The 11,819-nt window shown below is 49.0% G+C and carries 13 protein-coding genes; 10 read left to right on the forward strand and 3 right to left on the reverse strand.

The window, feature by feature from the left end:
• From HU218_RS02495 to HU218_RS02505, 3 genes are all read right to left on the reverse strand, one after another.
• Positions 1–467 (reverse strand): TCP-1/cpn60 chaperonin family protein (locus HU218_RS02495; RefSeq protein ID WP_281357098.1); only part of this gene is annotated, 467 nt, incomplete at its 3' end.
• Between the two features lie 47 nt (positions 468–514).
• Complete coding sequence (gene groES / locus HU218_RS02500; protein ID WP_174873374.1) at positions 515–802, reverse strand: co-chaperone GroES; 288 nt, start codon at positions 800–802, stop codon at positions 515–517.
• 160 nt (positions 803–962) lie between these two features.
• Positions 963–2,063 carry an MraY family glycosyltransferase gene (locus tag HU218_RS02505; RefSeq protein ID WP_174873375.1) on the reverse strand — a complete coding sequence of 367 codons (1,101 nt, stop codon included), beginning with the start codon at positions 2,061–2,063 and terminating at the stop codon, positions 963–965.
• A gap of 181 nt (positions 2,064–2,244) precedes the next feature.
• Here HU218_RS02505 and rfbB point away from each other — a divergent pair, with 181 nt between their 5' ends.
• From rfbB to HU218_RS02555, 10 genes are all read left to right on the forward strand, one after another.
• Complete coding sequence (rfbB, locus tag HU218_RS02510) at positions 2,245–3,309, forward strand: dTDP-glucose 4,6-dehydratase (RefSeq protein ID WP_174873376.1); 1,065 nt, start codon at positions 2,245–2,247, stop codon at positions 3,307–3,309.
• Complete coding sequence (rfbD, locus tag HU218_RS02515; protein WP_174873377.1) at positions 3,306–4,199, forward strand: dTDP-4-dehydrorhamnose reductase; 894 nt, start codon at positions 3,306–3,308, stop codon at positions 4,197–4,199. The genes rfbB and rfbD overlap by 4 nt, the downstream gene beginning before the upstream one ends.
• Before the next feature lie 17 nt (positions 4,200–4,216).
• Positions 4,217–5,086 carry a glucose-1-phosphate thymidylyltransferase RfbA gene (gene rfbA, locus HU218_RS02520; RefSeq protein WP_174873378.1) on the forward strand — a complete coding sequence of 290 codons (870 nt, stop codon included), beginning with the start codon at positions 4,217–4,219 and terminating at the stop codon, positions 5,084–5,086.
• A gap of 15 nt (positions 5,087–5,101) precedes the next feature.
• Positions 5,102–5,650 carry a dTDP-4-dehydrorhamnose 3,5-epimerase gene (gene rfbC, locus HU218_RS02525; protein ID WP_174873379.1) on the forward strand — a complete coding sequence of 183 codons (549 nt, stop codon included), beginning with the start codon at positions 5,102–5,104 and terminating at the stop codon, positions 5,648–5,650.
• Positions 5,651–5,656: 6 nt separating this feature from the next.
• Positions 5,657–6,778: a DegT/DnrJ/EryC1/StrS family aminotransferase gene (locus HU218_RS02530; RefSeq protein ID WP_174873380.1), complete on the forward strand. Its 1,122-nt coding sequence runs from the start codon at positions 5,657–5,659 to the stop codon at positions 6,776–6,778.
• On the forward strand, positions 6,778–7,353 hold the full coding sequence (locus tag HU218_RS02535) for an acyltransferase (RefSeq protein WP_174873381.1): 576 nt from the start codon (positions 6,778–6,780) through the stop codon (positions 7,351–7,353). The genes HU218_RS02530 and HU218_RS02535 overlap by 1 nt, the downstream gene beginning before the upstream one ends.
• Positions 7,350–8,843 carry a lipopolysaccharide biosynthesis protein gene (locus HU218_RS02540; RefSeq protein ID WP_174873382.1) on the forward strand — a complete coding sequence of 498 codons (1,494 nt, stop codon included), beginning with the start codon at positions 7,350–7,352 and terminating at the stop codon, positions 8,841–8,843. The genes HU218_RS02535 and HU218_RS02540 overlap by 4 nt, the downstream gene beginning before the upstream one ends.
• Positions 8,844–9,046: 203 nt before the next feature.
• Positions 9,047–10,003, forward strand: a complete 957-nt coding sequence (locus HU218_RS02545) for a WavQ (RefSeq protein WP_174873383.1) — start codon at positions 9,047–9,049, stop codon at positions 10,001–10,003.
• A gap of 116 nt (positions 10,004–10,119) precedes the next feature.
• Complete coding sequence (locus tag HU218_RS02550; RefSeq protein WP_174873384.1) at positions 10,120–11,004, forward strand: glycosyltransferase family 2 protein; 885 nt, start codon at positions 10,120–10,122, stop codon at positions 11,002–11,004.
• 1 nt (position 11,005) lies between these two features.
• Positions 11,006–11,818, forward strand: a complete 813-nt coding sequence (locus HU218_RS02555) for a glycosyltransferase (RefSeq protein ID WP_174873385.1) — start codon at positions 11,006–11,008, stop codon at positions 11,816–11,818.
• The last annotated feature ends 1 nt before the right edge of the window (position 11,819 follow it).

Genomic DNA, 11,819 nt, shown 5'->3' on the forward strand with positions numbered 1-11,819 from the left:
CTATCGGAGTTGGCAGAAATGGAACCCACCTGGGCGATTTCCTTGGTGGTCGCGCACGGCTTGGCGATCTTGGCGATCTCGCCCACCAGGGCAACCACGGCCTTGTCGATGCCACGCTTCAGGTCCATCGGGTTCATGCCGGCGGTCACGAACTTCATGCCTTCGTGCACGATAGCCTGCGCCAGCACGGTAGCTGTGGTGGTACCGTCACCGGCCACGTCGGAAGTCTTGGAAGCAACTTCCTTCACCATCTGCGCGCCCATGTTCTCGAACTTGTCTTTCAGTTCGATTTCCTTGGCAACGGAAACACCATCCTTGGTGATGGTCGGCGCGCCGAAGGAACGATCCAGTACCACATTGCGGCCTTTCGGGCCCAGGGTCACTTTAACGGCATCAGCCAGAATGTTGACACCCACCACCATCTTGGCGCGGGCGGAATCACCAAAGCGTACGTCTTTAGCAGCCATTCTCAATAATCTCCAGAATCTGTATCAAACAATTGTGAGGGGTCGGATTACTCGACGATGCCCATCACGTCTTCTTCGCGCATTACCAGCAGCTCTTCGCCATCAACCTTGACGGTCTGGCCGGAGTACTTGCCGAAGATCACCTTGTCGCCAACTTTCAATTCCAGCGCGCGGCGGTCGCCGTTTTCCAGAATCTTGCCGTGGCCTACGGCAACAACTTCGCCCATGTCCGGCTTCTCGGCAGCGGCGCCCGGCAGAACGATGCCGGAAGCAGTTTTTTCTTCAGCTTCAAGGCGCTTGATAACAACACGGTCGTGCAGAGGACGGATTGCCATTGATCTCTCCTGAATCAGTAGCTATGTGAACAATGATCTAGCTTGTAGGTGGGCAGAGAGCACTGATTAGCACTCCCTGCCTGCGAGTGCTAATCATAGGGACGGGGTTGCCAGCTTTCAAGAGGGTGATGTGAAGAAACTCTGCAATTGTGAGCCCCCCTCACTGGCCACCTTTGCGCAGGGTCAACCATCGCGGGGCGCGGAAGCGCACAATGAGTTGATACAAATAGAGGTAGCCAGCAATAAAAAGCACCACAAACACCAGCAACACCCACGTTTTGTTCCAGAAGAGCATGGCTGGTAGTACTGAAAATGAACAGAGCAGCCAAAGATAGGGGGAAGTCAGACTATTACGCTGGGTAAGGTGGCGGGCCTCGCGTGACCCCACCATCCAGCGCACCAGACGTCGGTAGATCATTTGGTGTAGATGCAGCGCATCAGGACAGCCCACCGCTCGGCCTTGCAGGAACTTACGGCGGTAAATGGAAAACAAGGTCTCGAACACCGGGTAAATCACACACAGTAGTGGGAACCAGGGCGACACTTGCGGGTTGCGCGCAACGAGCAGCACAGAGACTTCTGCAATCATGAAGCCCACCAAGTAGGCCCCGCCGTCACCGGCAAAAATCAGCCCACGCGGGAAATTCCAGCACAGAAACCCCAGCACGGCGCCGATCATGGCCATGCATACGCTCATCAATAGGACGTCATGCACCTTGAGGCACACATAGGCCATGGCAATAAAAACAAGCACTGCCACCATGCCGGACAAGCCGTTGTAGCCATCAATGATATTGAAAGCATGCGCCACCCCACCGACGGCAATCATCGTCACCAAGAGGGATAGCCACCAATAGCGCACCAGCATCTGATCAACAAGGGGAACCCCCAACCTGGTCAGCATCGCCTGAATCAGAAAATATCCCAGCGCTGCCGACACAAACGTTGCGAGCAAGCGCGCCATTGGGCCAATCTTCTTGGTGACATCTTCCAGCAGACCAAAGCCAAATGCGGGGATGGTCGATAGTAGCAACAACAGCACCCAGACCGAGGTATTGAGATAACCGGAGAGTGCGCAGCCAACCACTAACCCAGACATGATGGGAATTCCGCCAATACGCGGCACCGGTATTGCGTGAAATTTCTGTACGCCAGCAGTATCGGTGTCAGCGGTGAAACGAGAATGTAGATGCGAGTACCTGATGAGGCCAAGGCCAGCAAGGGTAGAAACCAACATGGCTGTCAGTAGTATTTGCAGCATCGCGAAACGAGTCCAGAGTTAAGGCCTTTGCCAAGCCCGTACCGGAGCCAGGCTTCCGGCGGCAGGGTCGGGAGGATAACAGATAGTAGGATATACTCGGATTTTTCGCAGTCTCATCAACAAACAAGTGTGCTGCCTGACTTTCTCTCGGGCCTCAATCTGACTTTTGGAACCCTAACCCATGATTCTTGTTACTGGCGGGGCCGGATTCATCGGCGCCAATTTCGTTCTTGACTGGCTAGCCTGCGAGGGTGAACCAGTTGTCAATCTCGACAAGCTTACCTACGCCGGCAACCTGCAAACTTTGTCATCGCTCGAACGGGACACCCGCCATCACTTTATCCGTGGAGATATCGGCGACCGGGATCTGGTAACCAGTCTTTTGCGCGAACACCGCCCCAGGGCCGTGGTCAATTTTGCAGCCGAATCACATGTTGACCGCTCCATTCACGGCCCGGGCGATTTCATCCAGACCAATGTCGTTGGCACCTTTAACTTGCTAGAAGCAGTGCGTGGTTACTGGGCAACCTTGAGCGAAGAAGAGCGATCGTCCTTCCGCTTCCTGCACGTATCAACGGATGAGGTCTATGGTACGTTGGCCGCAACGGATGCCCCCTTCAGCGAAGCCAACCGCTACGAACCCAACAGCCCCTACTCCGCCAGCAAGGCCGCCTCGGATCATCTGGTACGCGCCTGGCACCACACCTATGGCCTGCCGGTAGTCACCACCAATTGCAGCAACAACTATGGCCCCTACCACTTCCCGGAGAAGCTGATCCCGCTGGTGATCCTCAACGCCATCGCCGGAAAAACACTGCCTATTTACGGCGATGGCCAGCAGATTCGCGACTGGCTTTACGTAAAGGACCACTGCGCTGCAATACGCCGCGTACTGGCCGCTGGCAAGGTGGGCGAAACCTATAACGTGGGTGGCTGGAACGAAAAAGCCAACCTGGACGTAGTACATACCATCTGTACCATGCTTGACGAATTGCAGCCGCGCAGTGACGGCAAACCTTATGCAGAGCAAATCACTTTTGTAGCGGACCGCCCCGGCCATGACCGCCGCTACGCGATTGACGCACGCAAACTGGAACAGGAACTTGGCTGGAACCCCGCCGAAACCTTTGAGACAGGTATTCGTAAAACAGTAGCCTGGTACCTGGCAAATCGGGAGTGGACAGATGCAGTAACGAGTGGCAGCTACCGGCAATGGATAGACCGCCAGTATGGGAACGAAGCATGACCCGGATTTTGCTTACCGGGAGCAATGGCCAACTTGGTTTTGAGCTGCAACGAGCCTTGGCCGTGACAGGCCAGACTGTGTGTCTGGGCCGATCCAGCCTCGATTTATGCGATGTAGCTGCTATTCGACAAACACTGGACCGCATGCAACCGGACATCATCGTCAACCCTGCGGCCTACACCGCGGTGGACAAAGCAGAAAGCGACCCCGCAACAGCCAAACGAGTGAATGCCGACGCCCCCTCCACCATGGCCGCATGGGCTGCAGAGCACCGAGCACTATTGATTCACTACTCCACTGACTACGTGTTCGATGGAGAAAAAAACGGCTCTTACACAGAGACAGATGCGGCCAACCCTCAATCTGTCTATGGGAGCAGCAAACTGGCCGGGGAACAGGCCGTTGCCGCAGCGGGGGCCGCCCATGCCACTTTGCGTACCAGCTGGGTATTTGGTGCACATGGCGGCAACTTTCTGAAAACCATCCTGCGGCTGGCAAAGGAGCGCGACCAACTCAGCATCGTCGCCGACCAGATAGGGGCGCCAACCCCGGCCAGCCTGCTTGCTGATGTAACCGCACACATCATTCAGCAATATCGCCGGAACAAACGCGACTTTCCTAGCGGCCTTTACCATCTCAGCTGCAGCGGTAGCACCAGTTGGTACGAGTACGCCCAGCTGGTTGTTGAGTTGGCCGCAACACATGGCTTTCCGCTAAAACTGTCCGCCGCAGACATCCAGCCCATCCCTACATCAGGCTACCCGACGCCAGCGCGCAGACCACGCAACTCACAGCTGGATTGCAGTAAAATTCAGAAAATTTTTGGCATTCACTTACCAGACTGGCAGGACAGCGTAAAGCACGTCATGGCCCAGCTTGACCAACGTTGACAAACGAGATTGTGTCCATGAGTAGAAAAGGCATCATTCTGGCCGGGGGTAGCGGCACCCGCCTGTACCCGGCCACCCTGGCAGTGAGCAAACAGCTGCTGCCCATCTACGACAAGCCGATGATCTATTACCCGCTAAGCACGCTGATGCTGGCAGGTATCCGGGACATACTGATTATCTCCACCCCGCAAGACACCCCGCGCTTTGAGCAATTGCTCGGCGACGGCAGCCAATGGGGCATCAACCTGCAATACGCAGTACAGCCCAGCCCGGATGGGCTCGCGCAGGCGTTCATCATTGGCGAGGCATTTCTCGCCGGCGCGCCGTCCGCACTCGTTCTTGGCGACAACATTTTCCATGGCCATGACTTCCCGAAACTGCTAAAGGCGGCCAATGCCAAAGCGGAAGGCGCGAGTGTATTTGCTTACCATGTACACGACCCGGAACGCTACGGCGTGGTGGAATTCGACGCCCAGGGCAAGGCATTGTCCATTGAAGAAAAGCCCGCCCAGCCTAAGTCCAATTACGCGGTAACCGGTCTGTATTTCTACGACAGCCAGGTAGTGGATATTGCCAAGTCGATAAAACCCTCTGCCCGTGGCGAGCTGGAAATTACCGACGTTAACAACTGCTACCTACAGCAAGGCCAGCTTGACGTACAAACCATGGGGCGCGGCTATGCCTGGCTGGATACCGGCACACATGAATCCATGCTGGAAGCCAGCCAGTTTATTGCAACCGTAGAAAATCGGCAGGGACTGAAAGTGGCTTGCCTGGAAGAAATTGCCTATGTGCAACAGTGGATTGATGCCGCCAACCTGGAACGGCTGGCGCAACCGCTGAAGAAAAATGCCTACGGGCAATATCTGCTGCAGCTGCTGAAGTAAGAAAGCTAGCCATTCATGAAAATCATCGATACCGCCATTGCGGACGTCAAAATCATTGAACCTGCCGTATTCGGCGACGACCGTGGCTTCTTCTTCGAAAGTTTCAACCAGAAGCGCTTTGAGGAAGCCATTGGCCGCAAGGTCGACTTCGTACAAGACAACCACTCCCGCTCAGTTAAAGGAGTACTGCGTGGGCTGCACTACCAGTTAGCGCCCCATGCACAAGGCAAGCTGGTACGCTGCGTGGTTGGCGAAGTCTTCGACGTGGCTGTGGACATCCGCAAGTCATCACCGACTTTCGGCCAATGGGTTGGGGTAAATTTGTCAGCGGAAAACAAACGACAGCTATGGATTCCGGAAGGATTTGCACATGGTTTCTTGACTCTTTCCGATGAGGCAGAATTTCTTTACAAAGCAACCAATTATTATTCCCCTAAAAGTGAACGAAGCATTATCTGGAATGCCGCAGAGTTAAACATAGGATGGCCAATTAACAGACAACCTTCGCTATCCGAAAAAGACGCCTGCGGGAAACATTTTGAAACCGCCGAGACATTTGATTAAATCAACATGCCAACATCCCAAAATAAATCTATTCCGGTAACACAACCCTTTCTCCCCCCTCTGGAAGAGTTCATCCCCTATCTGGAACAGATCTGGGAAAACCGCTGGCTAACTAATAATGGCCCTTTCCATCAGCGACTAGAGGCCGAATTGTGCGACTATCTCGGCGTCCAGCACATTTCTCTATTTACCAATGGAACCATCGCTCTTGTTACTGCATTGCAGGCCCTACGCATTACTGGCGAGGTTATCACCACGCCATTCTCTTTCGTTGCCACTAGTCATTCACTGTTATGGAATAATTTAAAACCAGTATTTGTTGACATATATCCTAAAAATTTTAATATTGATCCAAGCAAAATTGAAGCCGCCATTACTCCGCATACCACCGCTATCATGCCAGTCCACTGTTATGCAGCCCCGTGTGATGTAGAAGCGATTCAGCGAATTGCGGACAACTATGGCTTACGCGTTATATACGACGCAGCCCATGCATTTGGCGTTAACTACAAGAATCAAAGCCTACTGCGTCACGGTGATTTATCCGTATTGAGTTTTCATGCTACCAAGGTATTCAATACATTCGAAGGTGGCGCCATCATTAGCCGTGATAGCACGACCAAACAGCGTATCGACCACTTAAAGAACTTCGGGTTTGCAGATGAAGTTACGATTACTGCCCCAGGCATCAATGGGAAAATGAGTGAGTTCCAGGCCGCCTTTGGCCTGCTACAACTAAAATATGTTAACGAAGCAATTGCTTTACGTAAAAACATTGATGATCAATATCGAATACACCTTGGGAAGGTGCCTGGAATAACCATACCAATTCAATCAAATTACGCAACCCGCAACTACTCTTACTTCCCAATTCTTGTCGAAGAAAACTACCCCCTGACTCGCGATGAATTGTATGAAAAATTACGTCAAAGCAACATTTTGGCACGACGCTACTTCTATCCACTAATTAGCGAAATGCCTATGTATCGTGGCTTAGCATCATCTAAAAGCGACAACCTCCCAATTGCACACCAAATGGCAAATAAAGTACTTTGTCTGCCAATTTATGCGGAGCTCAGCAAAGCAGAGCAAGCGCTCATATGTGAAATTATAAGGAGTGTCATCTAATGGCTTGGCTAAGCGCTACCCAGCTATCAACAATGGGCTTTGCTTCAATTGGAGAAAACGTACTTATTTCAGATAAAGCATCCATTTACAACCCTCAAAATATTTCCATTGGAAACAATGTTAGAATTGATGATTTCTGCATAATCTCTGCAGGTCATGGAGGGGTTAGTATAGGAAATTATGTTCACGTTGCCGCTTACAGCTCTCTAATTGGTTCAGGAAAAATCTCCCTTTCCGATTACAGCGGCTTATCCTCACGCGTATCCATCTATTCGAGCAATGATGATTACACAGGGGACAGAATGACAAATCCGACAGTCCCCCCCAAATACACTGGAGTCATCTCCGCGGACGTTTTTATTGGAAAACATGTAATTATTGGCAGTGGATCAATTATTTTACCCGGGATTTCCTTAAACGATGGATCTGTCATAGCCGCATTAAGTCTAGTAAACAAAGATTGCGAGCCATTCAAAATTTACGGTGGCGTACCGGCAAAGCCATTGAAAGAAAGAAAGAAAAATTTACTCGACTTAGAAGTTCAATTTCTTGAAGACAAAAAAAATAAAACATGAGTTTAAAGAAAAACATTCTTTCCAACTATGCCGGTACCTTGATATCCACAGTTTTAAGCTTTTGGGTTGTCCCATTTTATATAAAATGGCTAGGCCCTGAAGCATATGGGTTAGTGGGAATTGCATCTTTGGTTCAGGGATGGGTTATGCTACTCAACGCAGGCTTGGCTCCAGTAGTCGGTCGTCAGGCGGCACGAGCACATGGAGGAGCTGCCGACTGGAATGAAACTGGACGACTTTTCCGCACAATTGACTGGCTAATGGCGGGTTTGTCATTGCTCGTCTTTTTAGGAATAGTATTTACAGGACCTTGGCTAGCAAATAATTGGCTGGAAAAAACCCACCTTGAAACTAAAACAGTATCCACTTCATTAACACTGTTAGTTCTAATGACTTTGACACGCTTACTTTCCAGCGTCAGTCGTGGAGTCATCGCAAATATGGAGGCACAACTTTGGCTAAATGCAAATTTAGCCTTTTTCAACGCACTGCGATTTGCTGCATCTCTCCCCATTGTTTACACTTGGCGCAATATTGAAGTGCTATTTTCCTGGTGGGCAATAATAGCATTCATTGAATATTTTAGCATCCAGCGCAAAATAAATAAATTAATTCCAATTTCTATTCCACTATTTACATTCGACCATGTCGAATTAAAGAAGCATGGCCACATTATTGCGAGCCTTACTTTCACAAGTACAGTATGGATATTATTGACACAACTCGACAAACTAATTTTGTCCGGCATATTGTCACTCGAAAAATACGGCCACTATAGTATCGCCATACTATTGGCCAGTGGTATTTTGATATTAGCACAACCAGTAAGCCAAGCATTTCAACCAAGAATGACAAAGGCGTTTTCACAAGGTGGGACAAAGTTAATCACCGAAGAACTAATATTATGCACCCAACTTCTGGTATTGCTGATTGCCCCAATCGGTGCCGTACTTTTTGCAATGCCAGAATCTGTTGTATACATATGGACAGGGGACTACGCAGTTTCGACTAACGTTGCTAACGTGTTGCGAGGTTATGTTATTGGAAACACTTTGATTGCGATTGGAGGACTGCTTTATCTTATGCAGCTTGCCATTGGCAATATAAAATGGCATCTACGTGGCAATTTGATTTTTGCTATGATATTGATCCCAACAGTGCCTTGGGTAGCAAAACAATATGGTGCAGAAGGTGCAGGGTGGTTGTGGGCAGGAATTAATCTACTTCTTTTTCTTGGCTGGAATTCGTTTCTTCTTTCAAAGCTAGCCCCAGCTATACGTGCACGCTGGTTATGGCGAGATACACTTACACCATTGGCAACAGCCTTTTTCTCTTCGTGGCTAGTAACAAAATTTATACAGCCCGAGCACCCTAATCGAATCTATTTATTTGCATTAGCTTTACTGGTAATGCTCACATCGACTCTCGCGCTGTTAGTAACAATGCCAGAAATTAGACAAAGAGTAAAATACAAAATATTTTCTTATTAAAGCATTTGAATAGAAAACCAATCATCCAGCGAAACATTTTCCAAAATTGAAATAGTGCCTTCAAAAACACAACCATCAATCAAACCACCAAAAATTTCCGTATGTATTTTTACATCCAATCATGAAGACTACATTTCAGATTGTTTGATGAGCGTGATCACTTGTGGCTATGATTGAGTCGATGTCAAATAAAGGTAGCGTACGTGGTTATAAAATTCCTGGTGGTATCCCCACCCTTTCAAGAAACATCTGGTGGTGTCGTTGTGCTACACAAACTGTGCGACATCCTCAATGAGTTGGGATACTCTTCGTATATATATCCCCATATTAATGCTAGACCTTATTATCACGGCCAGCGATTAAAAACGATTTTCTTAGGCATTTATGATGACATAAAATTGTTTTCCTATATTTTTTTTCATAAATTCCAGCTTAACCCCAAATACAATACACCACTATTAAAATCCTGCCATTCAGTTCGTGACAGCCGCGAGTGGATAGTGATTTACCCAGAAATAGTTGATGGCAACCCAGTGGCTGCGAAAAACGTTGTTAGATGGTTCTTGCATCGTCCCGGCTTTCATACAAATCAAGTTTTTTATGGCACAGGAGAGTTGTACTATAGATTCAATGATGCAATACGTTCGATCCAAATCGAAGGCTCTACCATGGCTGATGATTTATTGAGAGTAATTAGTTTCCCCATCGAACACTACAATATGGACGGAGTCTCTACAGAGCGAAAAGGCACTGCATATTGTCTTCGAAAAGGAAAAGGAAAGAAAATCGTCCACGATCTGAATGACTCAATATTGATCGATGGCATGAGTCACAGCGAAGTAGCGGCAGTTTTAAAAAAAGTGAAACAATTCATATCGTACGATACATATACCGCTTATTCCATTTTTGCAATACTATGCGGCAGTGAATCTATTGTTATCCCTGATGATGGAATTAGCGAAGAGCAATGGTATCCAAGCGAAGAGGATCGCTATGGTATTGCATATGGATTTGACCGCTTAGACTGGGCCGCATCCACACGAGAGTTACAGATTTCTAGAGTCATTACTGAGCACGAACGTACCATTGCGTCAGTTGATAAATTTGCCAAATCAGCTATTGATTTTTTTGCCTCTTCTTTACCATCAAAATCAAATTAAATTCTTACTCCATTAAATTTCGCAAACCAAACAATACAATAAAACATCAAAAACTTGCAAAATAGCGCACCGCGAAAACACCACAGACAGGGGCGTGAAAATACAATCGGAAAAAAATGCAAATTTGCTCAATAATAGTAAGTTTCAACCCGGATCTAAGCAATATTATTTGCTTAGCAGAGACTCTTGTAGAACAAGGCTCTTTTGTTGTTATCATCGACAATAATTCTTCAAACAAACATTCCCTAAAAAACAAAGTGCAAGCCCTAGATCGGGCACATCTATTCATTCTAGAAAAAAACACTGGAATTGCACACGCTCAAAACATAGGAATCGAATATGCAGAGAAGAATAATTTTACTCAAATTTTTTTCTTTGACCAAGATAGCACCATTGACAGCAGCTATCTAAAAAAACAAACCCAAACATTTTCTTGTATAAAAGCGCAACAACCAAATCTAGCGGCGCTTGGCCCCGCCTTTGTCGACAAGAAACACGGTTTTCATTACAAGATCGTCAATATTGACCGCTATGGTAGACGTACCAAGATTGATACCCAGCATATGCAGCAGCCTTTTGCTGCGTCGCTAATCATTTCCTCCGGCAGTCTGGTGGCCACAGATGCATTACGCGCCATCGGCCCGATGGATGAGCGCTTCTTCATTGATTATGTCGATACCGAATGGTGTCTGCGTGCGCAGGCCAAGGGTTACAGCATCTATGTCAACCCTCAGGTACAGATGCTGCACGCCATTGGCGATAACTCGCTGAAATTGCTGAAATGGCGCGTACCGGTGCATAGCGCATTTCGCCGCTATTACCGCATCCGCAATGCTTTTTTCCTGCTGAAGATGCCGCATGTTCCAACCTTGCTGGCAGTACGGGAAATTGCCTTCAACCTGGTGCATCAGATGGTATTGATTCTGTTTGGACAGAACAAAATGGGTTATGTGCGTTCGCTGTGGCGCGGGTTGAAGGATGGACTGAATGGAAAGTACTGAAATGCCCAAGCTTTTTGCGTCCATCGTGCTGTACAAGCATCAGTATCAGGATGTGAAACCCACCATGGATGCGCTGCTTGGCTGCAACAGCCTGCACGGTCTGGTGCTGGTGGATAATGGCGACTGTGAATGGGCCGGACAGCTGGCACTGCCCAAGGTGCATTACATCCGCTCTGACCGCAATGGCGGTTATGGTCATGGGCACAATCAGGCCATACGGGCATTTGCCGGACAAGCGGATTATTTTCTGATTTGCAATCCGGACATCCAGTTTCACAGCGCGGATCTGGACAGTTATCTAGCCGGGCTGAGTGGACACGCAGCGGGCTTGTTCATGCCGCGCATCGTTTACCCCGATGGCACGCAGCAGGAGCTGTGCAAGCTGCTCCCCAGCCCGGCCAATCTGTTTGCGCGCCGTTTCCTGCCCGCGCTGGCAGAGAAGCTGGACCAGCGCTACATGCTCCGCCATGCCGACTTTGACAAAGCCTTCTTTGCCCCGTCGCTATCCGGCTGCTTCATGCTGTTCCGCGCCGCGGCGCTGCTGGAGCTGAACGGCTTTGATGACAATTTCTTCATGTATATGGAGGATGTCGATCTCTCACGTCGCTGCGCAGTGCGATTTGGCAATCTGTATCTGCCGGAGATGACCGTCACCCATCATTTTGCCAAGGCATCGTATACCGACCGGAAATTGCTGAAAGCCCATATCCGCTCTGCCTTGCAGTATTTCAGCAAGTGGGGCTGGCTATTCGATCGCACGCGCAGTCGTTTGAACAAGGCTTGCCTGGCACAGCTACCTACCCGCTCTGACTGAA

Origin of the sequence: Vogesella oryzae (genome assembly GCF_902829295.1) — a bacterium.
In the GTDB taxonomy this organism is placed as follows: Bacteria; Pseudomonadota; Gammaproteobacteria; order Burkholderiales; family Chromobacteriaceae; genus Vogesella; species Vogesella oryzae.

Coding starts and splice junctions, on each gene's coding strand:
- rfbD (WP_174873377.1), top strand. CDS start 3,306: ATGACCCGGATTTTGCTTACCGGGAGCAATGGCCAACTTGGTTTTGAG.
- HU218_RS02505 (WP_174873375.1), bottom strand. CDS start 2,063: ATGCTGCAAATACTACTGACAGCCATGTTGGTTTCTACCCTTGCTGGC.
- HU218_RS02530 (WP_174873380.1), top strand. CDS start 5,657: ATGCCAACATCCCAAAATAAATCTATTCCGGTAACACAACCCTTTCTC.
- HU218_RS02540 (WP_174873382.1), top strand. CDS start 7,350: ATGAGTTTAAAGAAAAACATTCTTTCCAACTATGCCGGTACCTTGATA.
- HU218_RS02535 (WP_174873381.1), top strand. CDS start 6,778: ATGGCTTGGCTAAGCGCTACCCAGCTATCAACAATGGGCTTTGCTTCA.
- rfbB (WP_174873376.1), top strand. CDS start 2,245: ATGATTCTTGTTACTGGCGGGGCCGGATTCATCGGCGCCAATTTCGTT.
- HU218_RS02550 (WP_174873384.1), top strand. CDS start 10,120: ATGCAAATTTGCTCAATAATAGTAAGTTTCAACCCGGATCTAAGCAAT.
- rfbA (WP_174873378.1), top strand. CDS start 4,217: ATGAGTAGAAAAGGCATCATTCTGGCCGGGGGTAGCGGCACCCGCCTG.
- rfbC (WP_174873379.1), top strand. CDS start 5,102: ATGAAAATCATCGATACCGCCATTGCGGACGTCAAAATCATTGAACCT.
- HU218_RS02555 (WP_174873385.1), top strand. CDS start 11,006: ATGCCCAAGCTTTTTGCGTCCATCGTGCTGTACAAGCATCAGTATCAG.
- groES (WP_174873374.1), bottom strand. CDS start 802: ATGGCAATCCGTCCTCTGCACGACCGTGTTGTTATCAAGCGCCTTGAA.